This is a genomic window from Kitasatospora sp. NPDC048662 (genome assembly GCF_055587065.1).
The window spans coordinates 265,063-290,327 of record NZ_JBVJHA010000002.1; the positions used below are offsets into that span (position 1 = coordinate 265,063).

Here is a 25,265-nt window from a genome sequence, read left to right on the forward strand (position 1 = left end):
CTATACTCGGCCACATGGATACTCCTGTGACCGAAGCGCCGGCGGTCCCCGGCTCCCCCGCGGAGGAGGACGCGCCCTGGCTGGACGCGCGTGAGCAGCGGTTCTGGCGCGCCCACCTGGAGGTCGGGAAGCTGCTCGAACACCAGCTGAGCCGGGAACTGCAGGCGCACAATCTCGCCATCAACGACTACGAGATCCTCGTGGTGCTCTCCGAGTCCCCCGAGCGCCGGATGCGGATGACCGACCTGGCCACCGCCACCCTCCAGTCGAAGAGCCGCCTCTCCCACCAGATCACCAGGATGGAGACGGCCGGCCTGGTGCTGCGTCAGGAGTGCCCCGGCGACCGCCGCGGCCTCTACGCGCACCTGACCGACCTCGGCTGGGAGACGCTGCGCAAGGTCGCCCCCGACCATGTGCGCAGCGTCCGCGAGCACTTCATCGACCGCTTCACCGACGAGCAGCTGGACGCGATGTACGCCGCCCTCGCCCCGATCGTCGAGCACCTGCGGGCGCTGCGCGGCCGGAGCTGAACGAGGCCGCTCAGCCGGTCAGTTCGGCGACCAGCCGGTCGGCGGCGGTGTACGGGTCGAGCGTGCCGTCGGCGACCTGGCCGGCCAGCGCGTCCAGGTGGCGGTCGCCGTGCAGGTCGCCGATCCGGGCCCGCAGCGCGGCCAGCGTGATCGCCTCGACCTCCTGGGCGGCCCGGCGCCGGCGGCGGGCGGCGAGTTCGCCGGTCTCGGCCAGCCAGCCGTGGTGCTTCTCCAGCGCCTCGACCAGCTCGTCCACGCCCTCGCCGCGGGCGGCCACGGTCTTCACGATCGGCGGCCGCCAGTCACCGGGCTGCCGGGACTCGCCGAGGCCGAGCATGTGGTTGAGCTCCCGGGCGGTGGCGTCCGCGCCGTCCCGGTCGGCCTTGTTGACCACGAACACGTCGCCGATCTCCAGGATGCCCGCCTTGGCGGCCTGGATGCCGTCGCCCATGCCCGGGGCGAGCAGCACCACCGAGGTGTCGGCCTGCGCGGCGATCTCCACCTCGGACTGGCCGACGCCGACGGTCTCCACCAGGATCACGTCGCAGCCCGCCCCGTCCAGCACCCGCAGCGCCTGCGGGGCGGCCCAGGACAGGCCGCCGAGGTGGCCGCGGGTGGCCATCGAGCGGATGAACACCTCCGGGTCGGTGGCGTGCTCCTGCATCCGCACCCGGTCGCCGAGCAGCGCCCCGCCGGAGAACGGCGAGGACGGGTCGACGGCGAGCACCCCGACCCGCTTGCCGAGCTTGCGGTAGGCGGTCACCAGCGCCGAGGTGGAGGTGGACTTGCCCACCCCGGGCGAGCCGGTCAGGCCCACCGTGTACGCCCGCCCGCTGTACGGGGCCAGCGCGGCCATCACCTCGCGCAGCTCGGGGGCGGCGTTCTCCACCAGGGTGATCAGCCGGGCCACCGCCCGGGGGCGGCCCTGCCGGGCCTGCTCGACCAGCGTCGCCACATCGGCCATCGGGTTGCTCCTCGCAGCACAAAGACGGGAGCCCCGTGAGGCGGCAGGCGCCGCCTCACGGGGACTTGAGGGTCGGTCAGCCCTGCGCGGGGACCTTGACGATCAGGGCGTCGCCCTGGCCGCCGCCGCCGCACAGCGCGGCCGCGCCGACGCCGCCGCCGCGGCGCTGCAGCTCCAGCGCCAGGTGCAGCACCACGCGGGCGCCGGACATGCCGATCGGGTGGCCGAGCGCGATCGCGCCGCCGTTGACGTTGACGATCTCGTCGGTGACGCCCAGGTCCTTCATCGACTGGTGGGCGACGGCGGCGAACGCCTCGTTGATCTCGATCAGGTCGAGGTCGGCGACCTCCAGGCCCTCCTTGGCGAGGGCGTGCTTGATCGCGTTGGACGGCTGCGACTGGAGCGAGTTGTCCGGGCCCGCGACGTTGCCGTGCGCGCCGATCTCGGCGATCCAGCTCAGGCCCAGCTCCTCGGCCTTGGCCTTGCTCATCACCACGACGGCGGCGGCACCGTCGGAGATCTGCGAGGAGGTGCCGGCCGTGATCGTGCCGGCCTTGGTGAAGGCCGGGCGCAGCTTGGCCAGGCCCTCGGCGGTGGTGTCGGCGCGGATGCCCTCGTCCTGGCTGAACAGCACCGGGTCGCCCTTGCGCTGCGGGATCGCGACGGGGACGATCTCGGCCTCGAACACGCCGTCGGCCTGCGCCTTGGCGGCCCGCTGGTGGGAGGCGGCGGCGATGGCGTCCTGCACCTCGCGGCCGATGCCCAGGCGGGTGTTGTGCTTCTCGGTGGACTCGCCCATCGGGATGTTCTCGTAGGCGTCGGTCAAGCCGTCGTGGGCCATCGCGTCGAGCATCTCGATCGCGCCGTACTTGAAGCCCTCGCGGGACTTCGGCAGCAGGTGCGGGGCGTTGGTCATCGACTCCTGGCCGCCGGCCACCACGATGTCGAACTCGCCGGCCCGGATCAGCTGGTCGGCCAGCGCGATGGCGTCCAGGCCGGACAGACACACCTTGTTGATGCTGAGCGCGGGCACGCTCATCGGGATGCCGGCCTTCACGGCGGCCTGCCGGGCCGGCATCTGGCCGACGCCGGCCTGCAGCACCTGGCCCATGATCACGTACTGGACCTGCTCGCCGGAGACACCGGCCCGCTCCAGCGCTGCCTTGATCGCGAAGCCGCCCAGCTCCGCGCCGGAGAATCCCTTGAGCGAGCCGAGCAGGCGGCCCATCGGGGTGCGCGCACCTGCGACGATCACAGAAGTAGTCATGGACGAGCCCCTTCGCGCGTCGGACCAGAGGGTATGGGGATGCGGTCAATGTACTGATCCGTTACCGCCGCGTCACCGCCGCGAGGATGTGATCAGCGCTACTGGCACCTTCCAGTGAACACCGTGCCAGTTCCGGGAAGTTCCCTCGCGGGAAACTCCGATGTGAGCAGACTCGCAAGGCGTGCTGCTGGCGTGCGGTCGCCGCCATGCGCTGCACTGAGTGCCACCCCCCAAACTCCTTCGGAGGCCCCCGTGCTGACCCGCATCGACCACATCGGCATCGCCTGCTTCGACCTGGACAGGACCGTCGAGTTCTACCGCAGCACCTACGGCTTCGAGGTGTTCCACTCCGAGGTCAACGAGGAGCAGGGCGTCCGCGAGGCCATGCTGAAGATCAACGACACCGGGGACGGCGGCGCCTCCTACCTGCAGCTGCTGGAGCCCACCCGGGAGGACTCCACCGTCGCCAAGTGGCTGGCCAAGAACGGCGAGGGCGTGCACCACATCGCCTTCGGCACGGCAGACGTCGACGCCGACGCCGCCGACATCAGGTCCAAGGGCGTGCGGGTGCTGTACGAGGAGCCACGGCGCGGCTCGATGGGCTCGCGGATCACCTTCCTGCACCCCAAGGACTGCGGCGGCGTGCTGACCGAGCTGGTCACCGGCGCGGAGCCGGGCGAGCACTGACCGCAGGCCGTACGGGCCCCGAACGGGGCCGGTACGGGGCCCGGTCAACGCCCGTACGGGGCCTGACGGAGCGGTAACGAACCGAGCGGTAACTTCCGAAAAGGACCTCGCCCCCATTCCCCCCGGCACGGCTCCCACTACAATGCCCAGGTGCGCAGGTACCTCCGGTCCGCGCACCGCAGGGGAGTCCACGACGCGGGCACGGCCGAACGGTCGCCGTTCGGATCTGTCACCATTCTCCAGAGGCAACAGACCGCTCAGGAGTCCACCCGGACGGCGGAGCGGTGGCAAGGACCGACCCGGTCCGGCCCCGGCAAGGCCAGGGGGCGGAACGGAGCCGGTCGAGGACGCGACCAGGAGATGGGCGGGACCGCGGAGTGCGGGGCTACGACCGCGTTGAAGATCACCTCTCCAAGTTCGAGGCCGAGCTGGAGAAGGCCCGCAAGGAGCGGGACAAGACGATCGAGCACGCCGACGACCTCGCCTACCAGGTGGAGGTGCTCCGGGCCAAGCTCCACGAGGCCCGTCGGCAGCTCGCCCAGCCACGTGCCTTCGACTCCGTCTCCGGCCAGGCCGAACAGCTCCTGCGCAACGCCGAGATGCAGGCCGAGGCCCTGCGCGCGGACGCCGAACGCCAGCACCGCGAATCCCAGGCCGCGACCCAGCGGATGATGGCCGAGGCCGCCGAGCGCACCTCCCAGCTGGAGGCCGAGTTCAACGCCCGGCGCCGCCGGCTGGAGGAGGAACTCGCCGAGTTCCGCGCCGCCGCCGAACGCCACGTCAACGAAAACGTCAACTGGGCGGAGCAGACCCGCGCCGGAACCGAGCAGGAGGCCAAGCGCCTGCTCCAGGAGGCCCGCGCCGAGGCCGACCGGATGATGGCGGCCGTCCGCGCCGAGGCCGCCGCCCTCGCCGACCAGGCCCGCGCGCAGACCGCCGCCGACGTCGACGCCGCCCGCGGCGAGGCCCAGGCCCGCGCCGAAGCCGCCCTGCTGCGCGCCCAGTCCGACGCCGAACGCCTGCTGCGTGCCGCCTCCGAGCAGGCCCAGCAGACCGGCGCCCAGGCCGAGGAACAACGCGCCGCCGCCGCCACCGCCGCCCAGCAGCAACTGGCCGAGGCGCACGCCGCCGCCGAGCAGAAGCTCGCCGCCGCCGAAGCCGAGATCACCGCACTCAAGCAGCAGGCCCGCGCCGACCAGGAGCGCGCCGAAGCCGCCCTGGTCAGCGCCCAGGCCGAGATAGAGCGGCTGCGCGCCGAGGCCCTCGCCGAGGCCGAACGGGCCCGCACCGAGGCCGCCCGGATGCGCGAGGAAGCCCTCGCCGCCGCCGAACGCCTGCAGGCCGAAGCCGCCGCCGAGGCCGAACGCAAGGTCGCCGACGGCACCGCCGCCAGCGAGCAGCGCTCGCAGACCGCCAAGGCCGAGATCGCCAAGATGGTGGCCGCCGCCACCCGCGAAGCCGAACTGATCAAGGCCGCCGCCTCCACCGCCCAGGCCGAGGCCGACGCCGCCAAGGCCGCCGCCTCCGAGGAGAGCGAACGCCTGCGCGGCGCCGCCGAATCCGTCGCCAACGAGCTGCGCGCCGACGCCGAGAAGGAGATCGCCGAGCACTGGGCCACCGCCGAACGCAAGGCCTCCGAGCTGCGCGAACAGGCCACCGCCGAAGCCGAACGCCTGCACGCCGAAGCCGCCGAAACCGGCCGCGCCGAGGGCGCCAAGGAAGCCGCGCTGCGCATCGCCCGGGCCGCCAAGCAGGCCGAGGAGGTGCTCGCCCGCGCCACCAGCGACGCCGAGGACACCCGCGGCGAGGCCGCCGCCGAGGCCGAACGGCTGGTCGAGCACGCCAAGTCCGAGGCCAGCACGCTGCTGGAGCAGGCCCGCGAGGCGGTCGAGCAGGCGCAGAACGCCGCCATGGAGGACGCCGCCTCGATCCGCGAGCAGCTGGAGCGGATGCAGGCCGAAGCCGCCAAGGCCCGCGAACAGGCCGAGGAGCAGCGCTCCGCCGCCGAGGCCGAGGCCGAACGGGTCCGCGCCGAGGCCCGCCGGCAGGCCGCCGTCCAGATCGAGGAGTCCGCCAAGCAGGCCGAGGAACTGCTCACGGGCGCCAAGACCGACGCGGACGCGCTGCGCTCCGGCGCCGCCGAAGAAGTCGAACGGCTGCGCACCGAGACCCGCGAACAGGCCGCCGCCATCCAGGGCCGCGCCGAGCAGACCCTCACCCGGGCCCGCACCGAGGCCGAGAAGCTCACCACCGCCGCCGCGCAGGCCCGCGACGAACTGCTCGCCGCCGCGAAGGCCGCCGTCGAGGAGCAGCGCGCCGCCGCCGAGCGCAACGCCGCCGAGACCCGCGAGCAGGCCGAGGCCGCCGCCCGGGCCACCCGCGCCGAGGCCGACGCCATCGCCGAGGCCACCCTCGCCGACGCCACCCAGTGGGCCGAACAGCACCGCGCCGAGGCCGAGGAGGCCGGCCAGCTCGTGCGCGCCGCGGCCGAGGACGCCGCCCGCCTGGTCGCCGAACAGGCCGAGGCCGCCGCCCAGGCGCTGCGCGACGAGGCCGCCGCCGCCCGCGAGGCGGCCCGCGCCGAGCTGGAGCGCGAGCAGGCGCTGTCCGCCCAGAAGCTGGCCGAGGCCACCGCGATCCGCGAGGCCGCCGACGGCGAGGCCGCCTCCGTCCGCAAGGCCGCCGCCCAGGACGCCCAGCGGGTGCGCGCCGAGGCCGACCAGCAACTGACCGCCGCCCACGCCGAGGCCGAGACGCTGGCCGCCGAAGCCGCCGCCGATCGGGCCGAGGCCGCACAACTGCGCGCGGACGCCGAGACCTACGACCGCGAACTGCGCGCCACGGCGGAGCAGGAGACGGCCGAGCTGCGGGCCGCCGCCGACCGCGAGGTGGCCGAGCTGCGCGCCACCGCCGAGCAGGAGGCCGCCGAACTCCGCGCCCTCGCCGAGCGCGAGACCACCGAACTGCGCGAAGCCGCCGCCACGTTCGACCAGGAACTGCGCGCGGACGCCGAGACCTACGACCGCGAACTGCGCGCCACCACCGACCGCGAGACCACCGAACTGCGCGCCACCGCCGAGCATGAGGTCGCCGAACTCCGCGCCCTCGCCGAGCGCGAGACCACCGAACTGCGCGCCATCGCCGAACGCACCGCCGAGGAGCTGCGGGCGCAGGCCGAGGCGCAGGCGGCCGAGCTGGTCGCGCTGGCCGAGCAGGAGGCCGCCGAGGTCCGGCAGTCGGTGGCGGGCCTGCACGAGGCCGCGACCAAGCAGATCGCCAAGCAGCGGGCCGCCGCCGAGCAGGAGGTCGCGGAGCTCCGCTCCCTCGCCGAGCGCGAGACCACCGAGCTGCGCGAGGCCGCCGCGCGCGACGCGGCCGAGCTCCGTGCCACGGCGGAGCGGGAGACGGCCGAGCTGCGGGCCGCCGCCGACCGCGAGGTGGCCGAGCTGCGCGCCACGGCCGAGCGCGAGACCACCGAACTGCGCGAAGCCGCCGCCGCGTTCGACCAGGAACTGCGCGCGGACGCCGAGACCTACGACCGGGAACTGCGCGCCACCACCGACCGCGAGACGGCCGAACTGCGCGCCACCGCCGAGCAGGAGGTCGCCGAACTCCGCGCCCTTGCCGAGCGCGAGACCACCGAGCTGCGCGCCATCGCCGACATCGAGACCGCCGAACTCCGCGAGGCCACCGCGCAGAAGGTCGCCGAGCTGCGCGCCACCACCGACCGCGAGATCGCCGAACTGCACACCTCGGCGGCCGAGTTCGCCGAGCAGCAGCGTGCCGCTGCGGAGGCCGGGGCGCAGCGCACGCTGGCCGAGGCGGACGAGCTGGCGGCGGCCGCCCTGGCGGACGCCGAGGAGCGGGCGGCGGCGCTGCGTACGGACGCCGAGGAGTACGCGCTGGCGACCCGCACCCTGGCGGAGGAGTTCGACGCGGACATCCGGTCCCGCGCGGAGTCCTTCGACGCGGAGCTGCGGGAGGCCGCCGAGTCGTACGACAAGGCGACCCGCGAGCAGGCCAAGTCGGTGCTGGAGAAGGCGTTCGCGGACGCCGAGCAGCTCGCCGAGCAGGCCCAGCAGGAGGCGCTGGCGGCGGCCGCGGCGGCCGAGGAGCAGGCCGACGCGCTGGTCACGGCGGCCCGCAAGGAGGCCGAGCGGCTGGTCGCGACCGCCGAGGCGCAGGGCAGGGCCGAGGTGGAGAAGGCCCGTTCGGACGCGGACGCGCTGCTGAAGGAGGCCCGCCGGGACTCCACCGCGATCCGCAACCGGGCGGAGGAGCTGCGCGAGCGCACCGACTCCGAGATCGAGGCGCTGCACGAGCGGGCCCGCAAGGAGAACGCGCAGGCGATGAAGTCCGCCGGCGAGCGGGTGGACGCGCTGGTGACGGCGGCCCAGGAGCAGCTGACCGAGGCCGAGGAGCAGGCGCAGGCGCAGGTCGCGGAGGCCGAGGAGCGGGCGGCGGGGCTGATCGCGGCGGCGGAGTCGCGGGCGTCCGAGCTGACCTCGGAGGCGTCGGCGGAAGCCGGCCGGGTGCGGATCTCGGCGGTGCGCAAGGCGGAGGGTCTGCTGAAGGAGGCGGAGAACAAGCTCGCCGACTCCACCACCCGGGCCGAGGCGCTGATCATCAAGGCCGAGGCCAAGCTGAAGGCCGCCGAGATGGAGTCCGAGGAGAAGCTGGAGGCGGCTGCCGACGAGGCCGCGTCCCGGCTCAAGCGCGCCGACGACGAGTCGGAGAAGCGGATCCGGCGGGCCGGTTCGGATGCCGAGGAGCAGCTGCGGCTGGCCGCCGAGGAGGCGGAGCGGCTGCTCGCCGAGGCAAAGGCCGAGGCGAAGCGCGTGACCGACGAGGGCCAGCGGGAGTTGGACGAGTTGGTGCGCCGCCGCAAGGACATCAACACCGAGATCTCTCGGGTCCAGGACGTGCTGTCGGCGTTGGAGGCGTTCGAGGCGCCCGCGCCGGTGGCCCACAGCAACGGGGGCAACAAGAAGGACGGAGGGCCCAAGGCCGGTGCCGGGGTGGGCTCTCCACGATCGGGAGGCAATCGCTCCGGGGGCGCGCCACCCGATTGAGCGGAGATTGTCCGTCAACCAACGGCGTTTCGTCGTTGACACTCCGGTACCGTGTCAGGATTCCCTCAACCATCTCAGCGGTTTGACGACAGGAAGCCCAGAAATCCCATGAGCGACAGTCACTCCCCGCACGGCTTCGACCTGGTACGCCGTGGGTACGAGCGCGCCCAGGTCGACGAGCGGATCGCCAAGCTGGTGGCCGACCGAGACAGTGCGCTTTCCCGGATCAGCGCGCTGGAGAAGCGCATCGAGGAACTCCACCTGGAGACCCAGACCGCGCAGGCGGCGGTCACCGAGGCGGAGCCCTCCTACGCGGGCCTCGGCGCCCGGGTCGAGAAGATCCTCCGCCTCGCCGAGGAGGAGGCGAAGGACCTGCGCGACGAGGCGCACCGCGCCGCCGAGCAGCACCGCGAGCTGGCCGAGGCCGCCGCGCAGCAGGTCCGCACCGAGGCCGAGAACTACGCCAAGGACCGCAAGGCCAAGGCGGAGGACGAGGGCCTGCGGATCGTCGACAAGGCCAAGTCGGACGCGGCGCAGCTGCGCGCCGAGGCCAACAAGGACGCGCAGAACAAGCGCGAGGAGGCGGACGCCCTCTTCGAGGAGACCCGCACCAAGGCCGCGCAGGCCGCCCTGGAGTTCGAGACCAACCTGGCCAAGCGCCGGGAGCAGTCCGAGCGCGACCTGGCGGCCCGTCAGGCCAAGGCGGAGAAGCGCCTCGCCGAGATCGAGCACCGTGCCGAGCAGCTCCGCCTGGAGGCGGAGAAGCTGCGCACCGACGCCGAGCGCCGCTCCCGTCAGACCATCGAGACGGCGCAGCGCCAGGCCGAGGACATCGTGGCCGACGCCAACGCGAAGGCCGACCGGGTCCGCAGCGAGTCCGAGCGCGAGCTGGCGGCGCTCACCAACCGCCGCGACTCGATCAACGCGCAGCTGACCAACGTCCGCGAGATGCTGGCCACCCTGACCGGTGCGGCGGTCGCCGCGGCTTCGCTGCCGACCGACGACTCGCTGGGCGTCCCGGCGCAGCAGTCGCGCTGACGGCGGCCCCGTGAGGGGCAGCCCGCTGAGAACAGCCAGGAAGGGCCCGGAGGAGTTCGACTCCTCCGGGCCCTTCCGTCATGGTCAGGGGCCGTGCTGCTTCAGGCGCTTGAGGAAGGCGCGGACGGCGGCGTTGAAGGTCTCGGGGGCCTCCAGCGAGGACAGGTGGCCGACCGCCGGAATGACCGTCAGTTCGGCGTCGTGCAGGGCGTCGGCCATCATCCGGGCCTCGTCGAGCGGGGTGACGGTGTCGAGTTCGCCGACGATGACGGCGGCGGGCACCTCCAGCGCGGCCAGCACCTCCAGCGAGTCGGGGCGGGCGGCCATCGCGCGCTGCGCCCAGGCGACCGCGGCCGGGTCGGCCTCGGCGATCATCTGCCGGACGGCGCCGGTGAGTTCGGGGTCGGTGCCGGGGGCGAGCAGGTTCTCGGCGGTGTTCTCCTCGTTCAGCAGGTCGGCGCTGCCGCGTTCGAGGACGGTGGTGGCGATGCGTTCGCGGTTGGCGCGGGCGGCGTCGGTATCGGGGGTGGCCTTGGTGTCGGCGAGGATCAGGCCGGCCAGTCGTTCGGGGTGGCGGCGGGCGAAGGCCATCGCCACGTAGCCGCCCATGGACAGGCCGCCGAGCACGGTCTGTTCGATGCCGAGCTCGTCCAGCAGGTGCGCCAGGTCGTCGGCGGCGGTGTCCAGCGACGGCGGCTCCTCCCCCAGCGGCGCGGCCCCGAAGCCGCGCTGGTCCGGTGCGACCACCCACGCATCGTCCCCGGCCGGGCCGGGTACGCGTTCCAGTTGTCCTTCCCACATGCGCGCGGAGAGCGGGAAGGCGTGCAGCAGGACGAGCGGGGTGCCGGTGCCGTTCTCGCGGACGGCCGGCGCGCTGGGGGAGGTCATGGCTCCACCGTAGGCCCCGGGCGCCGCGCCCCGGACGACGATCGCCCGATTCATCCACTTCTGTCCTACCCTGGCCCCAGACCAAGGAGTGGCACATGATCGAGTTGCACCACCTGACGAAGCGTTATGGCGACACGTTGGCCGTGGACGATCTGAGCTTCCGGATCCCGGAGGGCGTGGTCACCGGCTTCCTCGGCCCGAACGGCGCGGGCAAGTCCACCACCATGCGGATGATCCTCGACCTGGACCGGCCCACCGCCGGCAAGGTCACCATCGACGGCCGCAGTTACGCCTCCGTCCAGGACCCGCTGCGGGAGATCGGCGCGCTGCTGGAGGCGAAGGGCGCGCACCCGGGGCGGACCGCCCACGACCACCTGCTGTGGATGGCGCAGTCGAACCGGATCCCGCGCGAGCGGGTCGGCGAGGTGCTCGAACTGGTCGGCCTGACCGCCGTCGCGAAGAAGCGCGCCCGGGGTTTCTCGCTGGGCATGGGCCAGCGCCTGGGCATCGCCTCGGCGCTGCTCGGCGACCCGAAGATCCTGATGTTCGACGAGCCGGTGAACGGGCTCGACCCCGAGGGCATCGTGTGGATCCGCCGGCTGATGAAGTCGCTGGCCGCCGAGGGCCGCACGGTGTTCGTCTCCTCGCACCTGATGGGCGAGATGGCGCTGACCGCCGACCACCTGGTGGTGATCGGCCGCGGCCGGCTGCTGGCGGACCTGCCGATGGCCGAGTTCATCAAGCAGAACTCGCGTTCCTCGGTGCGGCTGCGCACCCCGCAGCAGGAGCAGCTGCTGGACGCGCTGCGGGCCGCCGGCCTGACCGCCGAACCCGGCCCGGACGGCGCCTGGGAGGTGACCGACGGCGACCCGGCGTTCCTCGGCGAGCTGGCCGCCGCGCACGGCATCACCCTGCACGAGCTGAGCCCCCAACAGGCGTCCCTGGAGGACGCGTTCATGCAGATGACCGCCGATTCCGTGGAGTACCGCACCGAGGCCCCCGGCGACGCGACGGCCCCGCGGCAACAGCCCGCCTGGGGCGCCGGCTGGGACGCCCGCCGGGAGGCCCGTCAGGCCGGAAAGGAGAGTTGAGATGGCCGCGTTCCCCGCTGTCCTGCAGTCCGAGTGGACCAAGGTCCGCAGCATCCGCTCCACCGTGTGGACGCTCGTCGTCACCTTCGTGGTGGTGGTCGCGATGGGCTTCGCGATCTCGCTGCTGACCAAGCTCAACTACACCCAGTTCAGGGAGCACAACCGGAGCCCGTTCGACGCCACCGCCACCTCGCTCGCCGGGATCGCGCTCGGGGAGCTGGCGATCATCGTGTTCGGCGTGCTGGCGGTCGGCAACGAGTACGCCAGCGGCATGATCCGGGTGTCGCTGGCCGCCGTCCCGCAGCGCGGCACTCTGATGGGGGCGAAGACGCTGGTACTGGGCGTCCTGGCGCTGCTGGTCTCGCTGGTGACGGTGTTCGTCGCCTTCTTCCTCGGGCAGGCGGCCCTCGGCCAGTACAACACCGACCTCGGCCAACCCCACGTACTGCGGGCGGTGTTCGGCGCGGCCTGCTACCTGACCCTGCTCTGCCTGTTCTCCATCGGGGTCACCATGATGCTGCGCAACCAGGTGCTGTCGCTGGGCATCCTGATCCCGTTCTTCTTCCTGGTCTCACCGATCCTGGCGATCGTCCCCAAGGTGGAGAACGTGGTCCGCTACTTCCCCGACCGGGCGGGCTCGGCGGCGCTCCAGGTCTACCAGACCTCGGACCACCCCTACGGCCCGTGGACGGGCCTGCTGATCTGCGCGGCCTGGGCGGCCGCCGCCCTGCTCGGCGGCTACCTGGTGCTGAAGCACCGCGACGCCTGACCCGCCGCCAGTACCTCGTCGGCCCCGTCAGTACCTCGGAGCGCCGCGGCCCCGCTGCAGGTTGGAGCCGCGGCGCTCCCGCGCTCCCCAGCACGCCCGGTGCCAGTGCCGCCGGTCGTCCACCCCGCTGCCGTGGTCCGGCCACGCCACCACGTGCCCGACCCCGGGCGGAATCTCCTGGTCGCACCCCGGACACCGGTAGTACCGCCCGGCCGTACCGGCCACGGTCTGCACGATCCAGTCCTCGCCCCGGTACGACTCCACCCGACGCAGCCCACCGCCCATCGGCGCGGCGCTCTCGCGGTCCTCGGACTTCTGGATCCGGTTGCGGCGCGGTGACACGTGACTACCCCTCGTTCCGGCGCGTTGTCCCTCAAGGGTACGGGTCGGCGCCACCCCAGGCGGTCGGGCTGTCCCAGCGGCCACAGGCATCACAGCGGCCCCTTCCGCGCCATTAGCACGGATCACCGTTCGGCCACAGCGATTCGACGGTAATCCACCCTTCTCTTGGGCAAATTGAGGTTTCGACGTGCCATTGGCACATGACATGGGTTACTCACGTGGTGACACGGCGGGGCCCGCGAACCCTGCGCGCACCGAGGAGGCACGCCCGATGACGAAGACCACCGCCCGCCCGCATGCCCGCTCCGCCGAGCGGCGAACGGCCGGCCGAGGGGTGGTGCCGGCTGTGCAGCCGGTGCCGGAGCAGGGGCCGGGGGCCGATACCGACGCGATCCGGGTCGGGGCCTTCCTGCTGTCCGCGCAGTTCCCGGGGCAGAGCCACGGCGAGGCGCTGGAGCGGACCGTCTCGGCGGCGCTGGCCGCCGAGCGGGTCGGTCTGGACGCGGTGTGGCTGGCCGAGCACCACTTCGTGCCGTACGGGGTCTGCCCGGACGCGGCGACGCTGGCCGGGATGCTGCTGGGCCGCACCCGGCGGATCGGGGTGGGCACCGCCGTCAGCGTGCTGAGCACCCGTCACCCGGTCGCGCTGGGCGAGCAGGCGGCACTGCTGCACCTGACCTCCGGCGGCCGGTTCACGCTGGGCGTGGGCCGCGGCGGGCCGTGGATCGACCTGGCGGTGTTCGGCGGCGGCCTGGAGGCGTACGAGCGGGGTTTCCCGGAGCGCCTGGACCTGCTGCTGCGCTGGCTGCGCGGGGCCCGGGTGGGCGGTTCGGGGCCGCAGTTCGACTTCCCGGAGGTGGCGGTGGTGCCACGGGCCGCCGAGCCGGCCCGGCGGACGGACCTGACGGGCTGGTTGGGCCTGGACGGGGCCGCCCCCGCGACCGCGGTGATCCCGAGGCAGCGCCAGGAGCCCGCGCAGCAGCCGCAGTCGGGCCCGCCGGTGGTGATGGCCTGCACCTCGCCGGCCGGGGTGCGGACGGCCGCCGAGCGGGGCCTGCCGATGCTGCTGGGCATGCACTCGGGCGACGAGGACAAGCGGGACATGCTGGCCGCCTACCGGACGGCCTGGCGGGCCGCCGGGCGCGGCGAGGAGGGCCTGTCCCGGGTGGAGCGGGAGCACGTCGCGGCGGGCGTGGTGCAGGTCGACGACCGGGCGGGCGCGGCCCGGGCCAGCCTGCTGCGGGCGATGCCGGACTTCTTCGCGTACGGGTTGGGCGCGCACCGCACGGTGGACGGCCGGGAACGGTCGATGCGTGACCCCCGGGCGTACACCGAGCTGCTGTGCGACCTGCACGCGGTGGGCACGCCCCGGCAGTGCGCGGACCGGCTGCGGGCGACGGCGGAGAACACCGGGATCCGGCGGTTCGCGCTGCTCGCCGAGGGTTCCGGGGACACCGCGGCGACGCTGCACAACCTGGACCGGATCGGCGACGAGGTGCTGCCGCAGCTGCGCTGAGCACCCGCCCGCCCGCGGGCGGACGGCCCGGCAGCGGCCGAGGCACGGCCCGCTGCCGCGCCGGGCACACGCCCGCGGGCCGCCCCGTCCGGTTGGGTCCGGGGCGACCCGCGCTCGGGCGTGTCGGGTCTCAGCAGTCGCGCAACTCGGGCGACTGGTTGAGCAGTTGGGCGCGGACCGAGGTGAAGCGAGCGTGCCGCTCCGCGGTGTCGGGGCCGGGGGCGAAGACCGCGACCCGGTGGCAGTTCTGGAAGGCCAGCTGGACGCCGAAGTGGCGCTGCAGTGCTCCGCGGATGGCATCGCTGGCCATCGCCCGGAGCAGCTGTCCGCGTTCCTTCTCGCTCGGCGGGGGGACCTCGTTGTCGGCGAAGTCGGTTCCATCGACCTTGAGTTGGGCGACCAGCGAGCTGATCATGTCCCAGGCGTAGGGCAGCGAGGTGCGGACACAGTCGACGAACTCCCGCTCGTCGACCTCGCCTCGTTCGGCCTTCTCCAACAGGGCCGGTGAGACGTCGAGCGACATGGGTTCTCCTCTCGCGGTCCGCCCCGGCGGATTCGACGGGGCGGTCGTTCCGGTGTGCTGAGGGTGCGTTGGACGGACGTGCGGTGAACCGCGCGCGATGTTCGATTCCGACGGCACGGCGGGCTGGGGGTGACGCCGCGTACGTCGAGGTCCTGGCCAGGGGGTTCAGACCAGCGTGTCAGTCCTTCCCGGGCCCGGCTGGAGAATCCGGGGATTGCCGCCCGAATCGCCGCGTCGAGGCCGAGATTGGCCGGAATCAGTTGTGCACCGACCCTGTACGCCGAGCTGGCACGGCTCACCGCGGGTGGCCGTGCGGTCACCATGTTTCGCCCCTCCCGGCCGCCCCACACCCGCTCTGCGGACACTCGCTTCAAACGGCCCCCGGGGCCCCCTCCGGACAGCCGCCTGTCTCGCGAATCGCGCCCCCTCGACCCACTGCACGCCGGCGCACCTCCCCCATCGCGCGCCCCCTCTCCGCACCCCCTCCGAAATCGAACAGGGACGGGGGCACTCCCGGCGGGCCGTAGGCTTGTCCCCATGCGTCTTGTAATCGCCAAGTGCACCGTGGACTACGCGGGCCGCCTCGCTGCACATCTGCCCTCCGCCGTGCGCCTGGTGATCGTGAAGGCCGACGGGAGCGTCAGCATCCACGCCGACGACCGGGCCTACAAGCCGCTGAACTGGATGTCCCCGCCGTGCTCCCTCAAGGAGGGCGAGGGTGTGTGGACGGTCACCAACAAGGCCGGCGAGAAGCTGATCATCACGCTGGAGGACGTCCACCACGACTCCAGCCACGAGCTCGGCGTCGACCCCGGTCTGGTGAAGGACGGCGTCGAGGCCCACCTGCAGGAGCTGCTCGCCGACCGGATGGAGGTCCTCGGCGCCGGCTGGCAGCTGATCCGCCGCGAGTACCCCACCGCGATCGGCCCCGTCGACATCCTCTGCCGCGACTCCGACGGCGCCACCGTCGCCGTCGAGATCAAGCGCCGCGGCGAGATCGACGGCGTCGAGCAGCTCACCCGCTACCTCGACCTGCTCAACCGCGACCCGCTGCTCGCCCCGGTCAAGGGCATCTTCGCCGCCCAGGAGATCAAGCCGCAGGCCCGCGTCCTCGCCACCGACCGCGGCATCGGCTGCGTCGTCCTCGACTACGACGAGCTGCGCGGCATCGACGACGACAAGCTCAAGCTGTTCTGACCCGGCGGCGGGGGCCCGGCCGACCCCGGTGCGCCACGGCCCGCGCCCGCCTGCCAGGATCCCCGCATGCCCGTGCGAAGCGCTGAACCGGTCGGCCGGTACGAGACCCATCTCACGCTGGCCCCGGCCGAGGCCGGGGCGCTGGACGGGTGGGCGGACGCGCACGGTCTGGAGTTCACCCACATCCTGCTGGCCCGCGGCCGGCACCCCTCGCAGCCGATGCTGTCCTGGCAGAGCGAGGGCACCCTGGCCGCCCAGCACCATCGCGCCGCCGCCGAGACGGCCCGGCTGCGGGCCGCCGGGTTCACCCCGGTCCGGGTGAAGATCGAGGCCGACCCCTGGACCCCGGGCGTCCCCGGTACCGACGCGGAGGCCGAACTGGCCGACGCCGCCTGCTACTTCGAGCACCACGTGAAGGTCCGGCTGGCACCGGACGTCCCCCGCGACGCCCTGGTCCGGGCCGCCGGCGGCCACCACGCCCACGTCTCCTGGAACGCCCGCCGCACCGAACCCGGCGGCCACCGCCAGTACTTCGTCACCCAGCGCTGCCACCGCCTCGGCCTGACCACGGCCGGCTCCCGCCTCGACCGCCTGACCGCCGCGCTGACCGCGGCCGGTTTCCCGCCGCTGAAGGTCACCCGCGAGTATGTGGTCCACGACTCGGCGATCGGACTGGACTCCGGCTGGCTCGACGACGCCGCGACCACCCGCTGACCGAGGAGGCCCCATGCCCGACCACCACCCGCTGCCCGAGGACCGTCGCGACTGGCCGAGCACGCACCTCGCGATCGACGACCCGCGGGCCACCCAGCCCGCAGTCTTCGACCCCGCCCTGAAGCAGTTCGACAACGCCTACCGGGCGGGCGAGCCGCGCTTCACCGACCCCGCCCTCTGCGCCGCCTGGTACGCGGCCCGCCGCACCGCGATGGACACCGTCCTCGCCGCCGTCGCCGCCTCCGGCTGGGCCGGCCACCTGGTGCTGCGCGGCTCCGTGGTGCTGAAGGCCTGGTTCGGCGACGCGGCCCGCGAACCCGCCGACCTGGACTTCGTCGTCACCCCCGCCGACTGGATGCTCGACGACCCGCGCACCGCCGACCTGTTCGACAGCCTCACCCGCGCCGTCGCCGCCACCTCCGGCCCGATCCGCTTCCGGCCCGAACAGAGCGCCACCGAGGACATCTGGACGTACGAACGGGCCCCGGGCCGCCGCCTGATGCTCGTCTGGGAGGCCGACGGCCTGCCCGACGGCACCCTGCAGCTCGACTTCGTCTTCAACGAAGAGCTGCCCGTCCCCGCCGAGCCCCTGGAGGTCGCCCCCGGCGCGGTGCTGAACGTCGCCGGACGCGAACTCTCGCTCGCCTGGAAGCTCCTGTGGCTCGCCACCGACAGCTACCCGCAGGGCAAGGACCTGTACGACGCCGCCCTGCTGGCCGGCTCCACCCGCCTGCGCTACACGGTGCTGCGCGACATCTTCGCCGCCGCCGACATCCGCTTCGCCACGCGGCCGATCGGCCCGGACAGCGTTCCCGCCGAGACCGAGTGGCACCACTTCGCCGCCGAGTACCCGCACCTGGCGGGCGACGAGGCCGACCACCGCCGCCGGCTGGCCGCCGCCCTCGCCCCGACCTTCGCCGAGGTCCCGGACGCCGACCGCGCCGCCTGGTGGTGCGAAGCCTGGCTCGCACCACTGCGCCGCGTCCACACCGAGGAAGGCTTCGCCGCCGCCCAGACCTGGCTGACCGACCGCCGGACCCATTTCGTCCTGGCCCACCGCCTCAACACCGAGGCCCTCGGCCCCGCCACCCCCGACGACCTCACCGCCGCCATGCTCGCCTGCCCGGCCTGGTCCTCCTACGCGGACCTGATCGCGAGCGGCCACCTGACCCGGGAGGCCATCGAGTCCTGGCTGGATTCCTAGCCCGTCGGGCTGCCCGACGGGTCCGGGGAGGTCGAGGTCGTGGGGCTGGACGAGGAACTGGGAGGCGCGGAGCTGGACGCCGAGCTGGACGGCTTGGTGGTCTGCGGCGGCGAACTCGTCTGCGAGGACGAGGACTTGGTGGCACTCGTCGAGGTGCTCGGCTTCGCACTGGTCGTGCTGCCGCTCGGCCGGTGGCTGGTGGTCGGGCTGCCGCTGGCCGACTCCGATGGGCTGTCGGACGGCGTCGCACTGTCGCTCGCCGACGGCCGCGGGCTGCTGCTGGGCCGGGGGGTGGTGGTGGCGCCCGGCTCCGGAACGATGTCGTCCGCGGAGGTGCCGGGCTGCTTCCCGGCGGGGCTGTCCTCGCTGCTGACGGCGACCCCGATCGCGGTGCCGAGCACGCCGAGCGCCATCACGGCGGCGCCCGCCGCGAGGGCGGTCTTCCGGGTCCCGGCGGGGGCCCGCTTGCGCAGCCGGGCCGGCACCTGGGCGATCGCCCGGATGGTGCGCCGGCTACGGTCCGGCTGGGTGTCGCCGGCGCCGGGGGTGAGCGCCGCGGTCTCCTCCAGCCGGATCAGGTCGAGCATCCGCCGGCCGGCCGTCCCGCCGCGCTGGTCGCCGGCGGCGGCGCGCAGCGCGAGCGCGGCCTCCAGTTCGGCGACGGCCCGCTGCGAGTTGCCCACGCACAGCGAGTACACGCCCAACTCGTGCTGGAACCACGCCTGTTCGGCGGATCCGCCGAGCATCCGGGCGGCCTCCAGGCCGAGTTGCAGGGCCCGTTCCCAGGCGCCCCAGCGCAGCGACAGGGCGAGCACGGGCGCGGCGGCCCGGGCCAGCCGCAGCACCTGTTCGGGGCGGTCGGCGTTCCGTTCGGCCACCAGCACCGCGAGGATCACCTCGGCCTCGGCGGCGACCTGGCGGGTCGTCACCGAGGCGTGGCCGACCCACCAGGACAGGTGCTCGGCCGCGCCGTGCGCGACCCCGCCGGGGGCGAACGGGGCGGGCTCCCCGTGCGTGTCGGCCTCCAGTTCGGGCAGCAGCGCGGCGAGCACGCCCTCGGTGAGCCGGTGGTGGCCGCCCACCGACACCGCCAGGCCGTTGTCCACCAGCTCCTGCAGTGCGCTCTCGCCGAGACCGACGTCGATCAGCGCGGGCAGGTGCGGCGCGGTCGGGCACTCCCCGCCCAGCGCCAGCGCCAGCCGCAGCACCCGCCGGGCCGGTTCGCCCAGGCCCTGCACCAGCAGCCGGGCCGGCGCGGCGCTCTCCCCGACCGACGGCAGCGACACCCCGGCCCGCAGCTCGGCCTCCAACTCGGCCGGATCGTTGGGGAGTTCGTACTCCTGCGCGAAGCCGAAGACGCTCCGCCGGTCCTCCTGCGCGGCGACCAGCGTGTCCACCGCGACATCCCGCTGCCGCAGCAGGGCGGCCGCCCGGACGAATCGCAGCGGCAGGCCCTCGGACTCGAACCACAGGTCCACCGCCCAGGCCCGCTCGGCCTCGTCCAGCTGACGTCCCGCCAGCCGCGCCGCGAGCGTCAGACACGCCGGCCGGGACAGGCCCGCCACCAGGTGGTCCCGCAACCGCGAACCGGGCGGCGAGGGCGGCGCGTCCGGCGCGGTACTGACCAGGAACGCGCACTCGGGGGCCAGCGCGAGCAGCTCCTCCAGCTCCTCGCCGGACGGCTCCACGTCGTCGATCACCACCACCGCGGCGACCCCGGCCAGCAGTTCGGCCAACTGCTCCCGGTCGGGACGGAAGTCCGGCGCCTGATGGGTCGTCGCGAACAGGTCCTGCAACAGATCGGCGGACGTCCGGCGGTAGCCGCTCAGCCGCACCACGCCGTCCGGCGCCAGCTCTCCCGCCGCCTCGGCGACCGCCGCGAGCAACGCGGAACGGCCCGAACCGGCCTGCCCGACCAGCCGCACCGAACGGCCCTCCCGGAGCTGCCCGAGCACGGCCTCGATGTCGCCGTCACGGTCCAGCAGCGGCAGATCCCCCGGCCCGGCCCCCAGCGCGAGCGGCCCCACCGCCGCAGACGGCCCCAACTCCGGCCGCGCCTGCACCAACCCACGGATCCGCCGCGGCTGCGGCAGCCACTCGTCCGGACAGCGCCGCGCCTCCGACCCCTCCGGCCCCCCGACCACCACCAGCCGCTCACCGCTGACCAGTTCCCCACCCCGCGGGCGTACCCCGTCCCCCCGGAATTCCCCGCTCGGCTGACCCACGTCACTGCTCCCCGCCACTCGGACACCTGACCGGAGACTTTCCCACATGACCGAACCGGGTCAACACACCGGGTTGTCACGGGCGCGAGCGGACGGGTGCGAAATCAGGGGCGCGTGGGGGTACCTCCCGGCCCCCCGGCCGCTACCCCATCGCGGGCAGCGTCTCCTGCCCCGCCCCCTCCACCGCCAGAATCCGGTGCAGCCGGGTCGCCACCAGCAGCCGCTGAAGCTGCACGGGCACCTCCCGCAGCACGAGCCGCCGCCCGGCCCGCCCGGCGCGCCGGTGGGTGCCCATGATGACGCCGAGTCCGGTCGCGTCCCAGGATTCCAGCCGGCCGAGGTCGAGGACGAGATCGCCCTCACCGCCGTCCACCGCGGCGTGCAACCGCGCCTTGGCGTCGGCGGCGCTGCGCACGTCGAGCCGCCCTTCGATGGCCAGTCCGGTGTGGTCGCCGGTGATGCGCACGCTGTCCTCCTCCTCGGCCGTGTGCCGTTGTTCGTCCGCCGCGTTGCGCCTGCCGCCCGTCACCCCAGGGACCGACCGCGCCATGTTTCGGGCCGGTGGTGCACCGGCTCTTCCTGAATCTGACGGCCGACCAGTTCCGCAGGTTGCTGTCACCCGGCGGACTGTCCCTCAACTTCACCCGTCCGAGGGAATATACGCAGGTACGCCTGGTACTTACGCTCGATTGCCGCCCAAATCACCCGTCTGCGGGTGCTCCGTGAGCAAACTCACCCGGAGGGTACGGGGCGCCGCCAGCGAGCTGGTCGTACGGTCATCTGGTCCTCCCGGGGGCATGCCGAGGGCCGCCCGTGCCGGGCAGCACCGACCGCCCGGCGGGAGCCACATCGCTCTGCGCCGGACTCTAGTAGGAGCACGCGTTCCGTGGTGCGTTCCGGCAGTGTGATCTGCACCGGAACAGGTGTGATCTGCGCCCCTCCCCGCAGAACCCCTCCCCACAGGCCCCGCCGGCCGAACTCCGCCACACAGGCCCCACCCCCGTCACCGCTCCCCGGGAACGGGCACTCCCCACTCCTGCGCGAGGATCGCCGCCTGCACCCGGCTGCGCAGCCCCAGCTTCGCGAGGATCCGGCTGACATGCGTCTTGGTGGTGGCCTCCACCGTCCCGAGCCGGTGCGCGATCTCCGCGTTGGACAGGCCCGCCCCGAGGCAGCCGAACACCTCCCGCTCCTTCGGCGTCAGCGCGTCCAGCGCACCGGTGTCCGGCACCGGGGCCGCCGGCCGGGCGAAGGAGGCGATCAGCCGCCGGGTGACGGACGGCGCCAGCATGCCGTCGCCACGGGCGACCGTGCGGATGCCCTCGACCAGGGTGTCCGCCTCCAGGTCCTTGAGCAGGAACCCGGCGGCGCCGGCCCGCAACGCGCCCCACACGTACTCGTCCAGGTCGAAGGTGGTGAGCACCAGCACCTGCGCCGCCCCGGCCTCCACCACCCGGCGGGTCGCGGCGACGCCGTCCAGCCGGGGCATCTGGACGTCCATCAGGACGACGTCGGGCCGCAGTTCCAGCGCCATCCGGACGGCCTGTTCGCCGTCCGCTGCCTCGCCGACCACCTGGAGGTCGTCCTCGGCCCGCAAGATCATCACCAGCGCGGCCCGGACGGCCGCCTGGTCCTCCGCCACCAGCACCCGAATCATTGCCGCTCCCCGCTCGCCGTCCGCGGCAGCACCGCCCGGACCCGCCACGTCCGCCCGTCCGGCCCGGCGTCGAACTCGCCGCCGAGCAGTTGCGCCCGCTCGCCCATGCCGACCAGCCCGGCCCTCGCCCCGGGCACCGCCCGGCCCTCGCCCTCCCGGTACGGGGACTCCACGGTGACCTCCAACTCCCGCTCCCCGTACCGGATGCACAGCCGGACGGGGCCGGGCGCGGCGTGCTTGACGGCGTTGGTCAGCGACTCCTGGACGATCCGGTACGCGGCCAGCTCGACCGGCGCGGGCAGCTCGCCCGCCTCGCCCTGCTGCTCCGCCTCGAACCGCAGCCCGGCCGACCGCCCGGCCGCCCCGGCCTGCTCCAGCAGCACGTCCACGGCCGCCAACCGCGGTGCGGCGTACGGCTCTTCGGGCGTGGCCTCGCGCAGCAGGCCGATCATCCGACGCATCTCGGCGAGGCCCTGCACGCTGTTCTCCCGAATCACCGCGAGCGCCTCCACCAAGGGCTCGTCCGCCGGGCGGGCCTGACGACGCGCCACCGCCTGCGCGCCGGTGGCGTGGATGGCGATCGCCGACAGATGGTTGGCGATCACGTCGTGCAGCTCGCGGGCCATCCGGGCCCGCTCGGCACCCACCGCGCCACGCCGATCCAACTCGGCCAGCAGCGCGGTCTGTTCGGCCCGCAGCCGCTCCGCCTCGGCGACCTCCCGGTGTCGGCGCAGCAGATCGGCCGTCCACACCGGGGAGAGGAAGATCAGCCCGCAGAACACGGCGATCAGCAGCGCCTCGGAGAGCGTCAGGTACCGCCAGGCCAGGCCGGACAGCACCAGCGTGGTGGCGCCGCCGGTCAGCGACAGCACCCTGCTCATCCGGGGCGGACCGTACAGTACGGCCGCGTACAGCAGGTCGGTGTACAGCAGCGGCGTCGCCACCACCGAACCGAGGTACAGGCCGAGACCGAGCACCACCCCGCCGGCGCTGACCGTCAGCACGGTGCGCCGGCGCCGCAGCAGTGTCAGCCCGGCCATCGCCACCAGCGGCAGCACCGACACCCACGCCGACGGATCGGGCCGCCGGTCGTACGCGCCGACGGCGATCAGCAGCAGGCCGCCGAGCAGCCCCGCCATGGCGATGGCCGCGTCCTGCCCGCGTTCGGAGAGTCTCACCCGACCCATCCCAGCACTCCTTCCCACCTGCCGGAACGACCGCTCGGAGGACCCGCCGTCCGACGAACGGCTGACAGGCCACTCCCCTGCCCGGACGATGACCGCGCGCCCGCACGCGGGAAGGATCGAAGCATGGTTTCCCTGATCGTGGCCGGCGAGGCCGGCTTCTGGGTGGTGCTGGCGGCCGGGCTGCTGGCCCGCTACGCGCTGCGCCTGCGCCGCACCGGCCTGGTCCTGCTGGCGCTGTTGCCGGTGGTCGATCTGGTGATCCTCGGCGCCACCGTCGCCGACCTGCGCGGCGGCGCCACCGCCGACTGGACGCACGGCCTGGCCGCCGCCTACGTCGGTTTCTCGGTCGCCTACGGCCACCGCCTGGTCCGCTGGGCCGACGCCCACGCCGCCCACCGGCTGGCCGGCGGCCCGAAGCCGCCCGGCGCGCCCAAGTACGGCGCGCCGAGGGCCCGTTACGAGTGGAGCGTGTTCCTGCTGACGCTCCTGGCCTCGGCCGTCACGGTGGCGCTGGTCGCCGCCGTCCAGTGGCTGGTCGACGACGCCGCGCGCACCGCGGCGCTGGATTCCTGGTACCGGCGGATGGCCCTGGTGGTCGGCATCAACCTCGTCGTCGCCACCAGCTACACGGTCTTCCCCAAGCGGCCCGGGCAGTCCGGGTGAGCAGGCGTCAGCGGTTCTCGCCGGGCACCCACAGCACGTCGCCGCGCTCCTTGTTGGCGATGCGGGCCAGGATGAACAGCAGGTCGGACAGCCGGTTAAGGTACTTCGCGGTCAGCGGGTTGACGCTCTCCCCGTGCGTGTCGATCGCCGCCCAGGTGGCCCGCTCGGCCCGCCGCACCACGGTGCACGCCAGGTGCAGGTACGCGGCGCCGGGGGTGCCGCCGGGCAGGATGAAGCTGCGCAGCTTCTCCAGCTCCGCCAGGAACCGGTCGCAGTCCCCCTCCAGCCGGTCGATGTAGGACTGCTCGACCCGCAGCGGCGGGTACTTGGGATTCTCGACGATCGGCGTCGCCAGGTCCGCGCCCACGTCGAACAGGTCGTTCTGGATCCGGGTCAGCACCGTCACCAGCTCGCCGTCCAGCGCCCCGGCGGCCAGCGCCACGCCGATCGCGGCATTGGCCTCGTTGGTGTCGGCGTACGCGATCAGTCGCGGATCGGTCTTGGTGGTCCGGCTCATGTCGCCGAGCGCGGTCGTGCCGTCGTCCCCGGTCCGGGTGTAGATGCGCGTCAGGTTCACCATGCCCGCAGCCTAGCGCGCACGAATCAGGAGGTGGACGCGAGCCGCGTCACGCCCATCCTGACCGGAAATCAGGCCCCGACCAGGGCCGGATCAGGCGACGTTGACCCGCTGCCCGGGCGGCGCGGCCTCCAGCCAGGCCAGGAAGCCGGTCAGCGCGTCGTCGCTCATCGCGAGCTCCAGCGGCGCGCCCCGGTGCAGGCAGCGCAGCACCACCGAGCCGGAGAGCAGGGCGAGTTCCTCCTGCCCCTGCGGGTAGCGGCGGCCCAGCACCTCGATCTCGGTGCGCGGCAGGACCCGTCGCGGCCGGGGCGCGTAGGAGAACACCCGGAACCACTCGATGGAGTCGCCGCTGTACCGGCCGATACCAAAAACCCACCCCTTGCCATCGGTCTGTGGGACCGGGGCCGAGGTGGGCTGGCCGTTCTCGTCGAGATCCGGCTGCGTGGAGGCGTCGGCCGGCATTTTCAAGCGGTAGGAGCAGTCGAAGGTGCCGCCCACCCGCTGGATGAGGCGGCGGCGTACCGCGAAGCCGACCAGGCCCGCGATGGCGAGGACCACTACCGACGCGCACACCACAAGGGCGAGGACCACGCTCACCTACCTCCTCGCAACCTTCATCCCCGTTGGCGGCCTTGCGCGGCCGCCCATTCCTACCAACTGATACGACAGTCCCGAGGACACGCTCCAAGCGTCCCCGGGACCGTCGCTGAGACCAGGCTCAGTGGTGCGCCTTCAGACCGCCGGCGGCGATCAGTCGGACCTCGGCGCGACGCTCGGCGTGCGAGTCGGCCTCGGCCTTGGCGTTCTCCAGCGCGCGCTCGGCGCGGGCGACGTCGATCTCGTCGGCCAGCTCGGCGATCTCGGCGAGGATCGACAGCTTGTTGTCGGCGAACGAGATGAAGCCACCGTGCACCGCGGCGACGATCGTGCCCTCGGAGACGGTGCGGATGGTGACCGGACCGGTCTCCAGCACGCTCAGCACCGGGGTGTGACCCGGCATGATGCCGGTGTCACCGGAGGCCGTACGGGCAACAACGATGGTGGCCGCACCGGACCACACCTTGCGGTCGGCTGCGACCAGCTCGACGTGCAGCTCAGCCAACGTGGGCTCCTTGGCTCTTGCCGGGGCTCGGCCACCCGGGCGAACGGGC

At 73.6% G+C, this 25,265-nt stretch carries 23 protein-coding genes; 11 read left to right on the forward strand and 12 right to left on the reverse strand.

Features of this window, described 5'->3' with window-relative positions; genetic code table 11:
* The first annotated feature begins 14 nt into the window (after window positions 1-14).
* Complete coding sequence (locus ACZ6R9_RS07140) at window positions 15-530, forward strand: MarR family winged helix-turn-helix transcriptional regulator (protein ID WP_465537013.1); 516 nt, start codon at window positions 15-17, stop codon at window positions 528-530.
* A gap of 10 nt (window positions 531-540) precedes the next feature.
* Here the strand turns inward: ACZ6R9_RS07140 and meaB are convergent, their stop codons facing one another.
* Window positions 541-1,494, reverse strand: a complete 954-nt coding sequence (gene meaB / locus ACZ6R9_RS07145) for a methylmalonyl Co-A mutase-associated GTPase MeaB (RefSeq protein WP_380482174.1) — start codon at window positions 1,492-1,494, stop codon at window positions 541-543.
* 76 nt (window positions 1,495-1,570) lie between these two features.
* Window positions 1,571-2,761, reverse strand: a complete 1,191-nt coding sequence (locus ACZ6R9_RS07150) for an acetyl-CoA C-acetyltransferase (RefSeq protein ID WP_380482176.1) — start codon at window positions 2,759-2,761, stop codon at window positions 1,571-1,573.
* 252 nt (window positions 2,762-3,013) lie between these two features.
* Here ACZ6R9_RS07150 and mce point away from each other — a divergent pair, with 252 nt between their 5' ends.
* From mce to ACZ6R9_RS07165, 3 genes are all read left to right on the forward strand, one after another.
* Window positions 3,014-3,448: a methylmalonyl-CoA epimerase gene (gene mce, locus ACZ6R9_RS07155; protein ID WP_380482178.1), complete on the forward strand. Its 435-nt coding sequence runs from the start codon at window positions 3,014-3,016 to the stop codon at window positions 3,446-3,448.
* Window positions 3,449-3,825: 377 nt separating this feature from the next.
* Window positions 3,826-8,520 (forward strand): hypothetical protein, encoded by a 4,695-nt coding sequence (locus ACZ6R9_RS07160; protein WP_465537015.1) that lies wholly within the window; start codon window positions 3,826-3,828, stop codon window positions 8,518-8,520.
* Between the two features lie 108 nt (window positions 8,521-8,628).
* Window positions 8,629-9,558 carry a coiled-coil domain-containing protein gene (locus tag ACZ6R9_RS07165; RefSeq protein ID WP_014138112.1) on the forward strand — a complete coding sequence of 310 codons (930 nt, stop codon included), beginning with the start codon at window positions 8,629-8,631 and terminating at the stop codon, window positions 9,556-9,558.
* Window positions 9,559-9,642: 84 nt separating this feature from the next.
* Here the strand turns inward: ACZ6R9_RS07165 and ACZ6R9_RS07170 are convergent, their stop codons facing one another.
* Window positions 9,643-10,446, reverse strand: coding sequence for an alpha/beta fold hydrolase (locus tag ACZ6R9_RS07170; RefSeq protein WP_465537017.1), 804 nt, complete (start codon window positions 10,444-10,446; stop codon window positions 9,643-9,645).
* 95 nt (window positions 10,447-10,541) lie between these two features.
* Here ACZ6R9_RS07170 and ACZ6R9_RS07175 point away from each other — a divergent pair, with 95 nt between their 5' ends.
* Both ACZ6R9_RS07175 and ACZ6R9_RS07180 read left to right on the forward strand, forming a co-directional pair.
* Window positions 10,542-11,537 carry an ABC transporter ATP-binding protein gene (locus ACZ6R9_RS07175; protein WP_465537019.1) on the forward strand — a complete coding sequence of 332 codons (996 nt, stop codon included), beginning with the start codon at window positions 10,542-10,544 and terminating at the stop codon, window positions 11,535-11,537.
* A gap of 1 nt (window position 11,538) precedes the next feature.
* Window positions 11,539-12,306 (forward strand): ABC transporter permease, encoded by a 768-nt coding sequence (locus ACZ6R9_RS07180; RefSeq protein WP_380482184.1) that lies wholly within the window; start codon window positions 11,539-11,541, stop codon window positions 12,304-12,306.
* A gap of 27 nt (window positions 12,307-12,333) precedes the next feature.
* Here ACZ6R9_RS07180 and ACZ6R9_RS07185 read toward each other — a convergent pair whose 3' ends face one another.
* Window positions 12,334-12,648 carry an ATP/GTP-binding protein gene (locus ACZ6R9_RS07185; protein ID WP_380482186.1) on the reverse strand — a complete coding sequence of 105 codons (315 nt, stop codon included), beginning with the start codon at window positions 12,646-12,648 and terminating at the stop codon, window positions 12,334-12,336.
* Window positions 12,649-13,039: 391 nt separating this feature from the next.
* On the opposite strand from ACZ6R9_RS07185, the gene ACZ6R9_RS07190 reads away from it, so the two are divergent.
* Window positions 13,040-14,164, forward strand: a complete 1,125-nt coding sequence (locus ACZ6R9_RS07190; protein WP_380482344.1) for an LLM class flavin-dependent oxidoreductase — start codon at window positions 13,040-13,042, stop codon at window positions 14,162-14,164.
* Between the two features lie 130 nt (window positions 14,165-14,294).
* Here the strand turns inward: ACZ6R9_RS07190 and ACZ6R9_RS07195 are convergent, their stop codons facing one another.
* A complete protein-coding gene (locus ACZ6R9_RS07195) occupies window positions 14,295-14,687 on the reverse strand; it encodes an SCO5389 family protein (protein WP_380482187.1) in 393 nt (130 codons plus the stop codon).
* Window positions 14,688-15,224: 537 nt separating this feature from the next.
* Between ACZ6R9_RS07195 and nucS the strand changes: the two genes are divergently transcribed.
* The 3 genes from nucS (at window position 15,225) to ACZ6R9_RS07210 (ending at window position 17,802) form a co-directional block, all read left to right on the forward strand.
* Window positions 15,225-15,884, forward strand: coding sequence for an endonuclease NucS (gene nucS, locus ACZ6R9_RS07200; protein ID WP_380482189.1), 660 nt, complete (start codon window positions 15,225-15,227; stop codon window positions 15,882-15,884).
* A gap of 66 nt (window positions 15,885-15,950) precedes the next feature.
* Window positions 15,951-16,598: a hypothetical protein gene (locus ACZ6R9_RS07205; protein ID WP_465537021.1), complete on the forward strand. Its 648-nt coding sequence runs from the start codon at window positions 15,951-15,953 to the stop codon at window positions 16,596-16,598.
* A gap of 13 nt (window positions 16,599-16,611) precedes the next feature.
* The gene (locus ACZ6R9_RS07210; protein ID WP_465537022.1) at window positions 16,612-17,802 is read left to right on the forward strand and encodes a nucleotidyl transferase AbiEii/AbiGii toxin family protein; all 1,191 of its coding nucleotides are present in this window, start codon (window positions 16,612-16,614) and stop codon (window positions 17,800-17,802) included.
* On the opposite strand, the gene ACZ6R9_RS07215 is transcribed toward ACZ6R9_RS07210, so the two are convergent.
* The 4 genes from ACZ6R9_RS07215 to ACZ6R9_RS07230 all read right to left on the reverse strand — a co-directional run bounded on the left by ACZ6R9_RS07215 (window position 17,799) and on the right by ACZ6R9_RS07230 (window position 22,871).
* A complete protein-coding gene (locus tag ACZ6R9_RS07215; protein ID WP_465537024.1) occupies window positions 17,799-20,027 on the reverse strand; it encodes an ATP-binding protein in 2,229 nt (742 codons plus the stop codon). The genes ACZ6R9_RS07210 and ACZ6R9_RS07215 overlap by 4 nt on opposite strands.
* 142 nt (window positions 20,028-20,169) lie before the next feature.
* Entirely contained in the window at window positions 20,170-20,493 is a 324-nt protein-coding gene (locus tag ACZ6R9_RS07220) for an STAS domain-containing protein (RefSeq protein ID WP_380482196.1), read from the reverse strand.
* Window positions 20,494-21,030: 537 nt separating this feature from the next.
* Window positions 21,031-21,684, reverse strand: coding sequence for a response regulator (locus ACZ6R9_RS07225; protein ID WP_380482198.1), 654 nt, complete (start codon window positions 21,682-21,684; stop codon window positions 21,031-21,033).
* Window positions 21,681-22,871: a sensor histidine kinase gene (locus ACZ6R9_RS07230; RefSeq protein ID WP_465537027.1), complete on the reverse strand. Its 1,191-nt coding sequence runs from the start codon at window positions 22,869-22,871 to the stop codon at window positions 21,681-21,683. Before ACZ6R9_RS07230 ends, ACZ6R9_RS07225 begins: the two co-directional genes overlap by 4 nt.
* 123 nt (window positions 22,872-22,994) lie before the next feature.
* Here ACZ6R9_RS07230 and ACZ6R9_RS07235 point away from each other — a divergent pair, with 123 nt between their 5' ends.
* Window positions 22,995-23,534, forward strand: coding sequence for a hypothetical protein (locus tag ACZ6R9_RS07235; RefSeq protein ID WP_465537029.1), 540 nt, complete (start codon window positions 22,995-22,997; stop codon window positions 23,532-23,534).
* Between the two features lie 7 nt (window positions 23,535-23,541).
* On the opposite strand, the gene ACZ6R9_RS07240 is transcribed toward ACZ6R9_RS07235, so the two are convergent.
* The 3 genes from ACZ6R9_RS07240 to ACZ6R9_RS07250 all read right to left on the reverse strand — a co-directional run bounded on the left by ACZ6R9_RS07240 (window position 23,542) and on the right by ACZ6R9_RS07250 (window position 25,216).
* Window positions 23,542-24,114 carry a cob(I)yrinic acid a,c-diamide adenosyltransferase gene (locus ACZ6R9_RS07240; protein WP_465537031.1) on the reverse strand — a complete coding sequence of 191 codons (573 nt, stop codon included), beginning with the start codon at window positions 24,112-24,114 and terminating at the stop codon, window positions 23,542-23,544.
* Between the two features lie 90 nt (window positions 24,115-24,204).
* Entirely contained in the window at window positions 24,205-24,705 is a 501-nt protein-coding gene (locus ACZ6R9_RS07245) for a DUF2550 domain-containing protein (protein WP_035866161.1), read from the reverse strand.
* Between the two features lie 127 nt (window positions 24,706-24,832).
* Window positions 24,833-25,216, reverse strand: a complete 384-nt coding sequence (locus ACZ6R9_RS07250; RefSeq protein WP_380482206.1) for a F0F1 ATP synthase subunit epsilon — start codon at window positions 25,214-25,216, stop codon at window positions 24,833-24,835.
* Between the last annotated feature and the right edge of the window lie 49 nt (window positions 25,217-25,265).

Coding starts and splice junctions, on each gene's coding strand:
- ACZ6R9_RS07175 (WP_465537019.1), top strand. CDS start 10,542: ATGATCGAGTTGCACCACCTGACGAAGCGTTATGGCGACACGTTGGCC.
- ACZ6R9_RS07180 (WP_380482184.1), top strand. CDS start 11,539: ATGGCCGCGTTCCCCGCTGTCCTGCAGTCCGAGTGGACCAAGGTCCGC.
- ACZ6R9_RS07235 (WP_465537029.1), top strand. CDS start 22,995: ATGGTTTCCCTGATCGTGGCCGGCGAGGCCGGCTTCTGGGTGGTGCTG.
- ACZ6R9_RS07150 (WP_380482176.1), bottom strand. CDS start 2,761: ATGACTACTTCTGTGATCGTCGCAGGTGCGCGCACCCCGATGGGCCGC.
- ACZ6R9_RS07210 (WP_465537022.1), top strand. CDS start 16,612: ATGCCCGACCACCACCCGCTGCCCGAGGACCGTCGCGACTGGCCGAGC.
- ACZ6R9_RS07195 (WP_380482187.1), bottom strand. CDS start 14,687: ATGTCGCTCGACGTCTCACCGGCCCTGTTGGAGAAGGCCGAACGAGGC.
- meaB (WP_380482174.1), bottom strand. CDS start 1,494: ATGGCCGATGTGGCGACGCTGGTCGAGCAGGCCCGGCAGGGCCGCCCC.
- ACZ6R9_RS07205 (WP_465537021.1), top strand. CDS start 15,951: ATGCCCGTGCGAAGCGCTGAACCGGTCGGCCGGTACGAGACCCATCTC.
- ACZ6R9_RS07170 (WP_465537017.1), bottom strand. CDS start 10,446: ATGACCTCCCCCAGCGCGCCGGCCGTCCGCGAGAACGGCACCGGCACC.
- ACZ6R9_RS07240 (WP_465537031.1), bottom strand. CDS start 24,114: ATGGTGAACCTGACGCGCATCTACACCCGGACCGGGGACGACGGCACG.
- ACZ6R9_RS07225 (WP_380482198.1), bottom strand. CDS start 21,684: ATGATTCGGGTGCTGGTGGCGGAGGACCAGGCGGCCGTCCGGGCCGCG.
- ACZ6R9_RS07230 (WP_465537027.1), bottom strand. CDS start 22,871: ATGGGTCGGGTGAGACTCTCCGAACGCGGGCAGGACGCGGCCATCGCC.
- ACZ6R9_RS07140 (WP_465537013.1), top strand. CDS start 15: ATGGATACTCCTGTGACCGAAGCGCCGGCGGTCCCCGGCTCCCCCGCG.
- nucS (WP_380482189.1), top strand. CDS start 15,225: ATGCGTCTTGTAATCGCCAAGTGCACCGTGGACTACGCGGGCCGCCTC.
- ACZ6R9_RS07165 (WP_014138112.1), top strand. CDS start 8,629: ATGAGCGACAGTCACTCCCCGCACGGCTTCGACCTGGTACGCCGTGGG.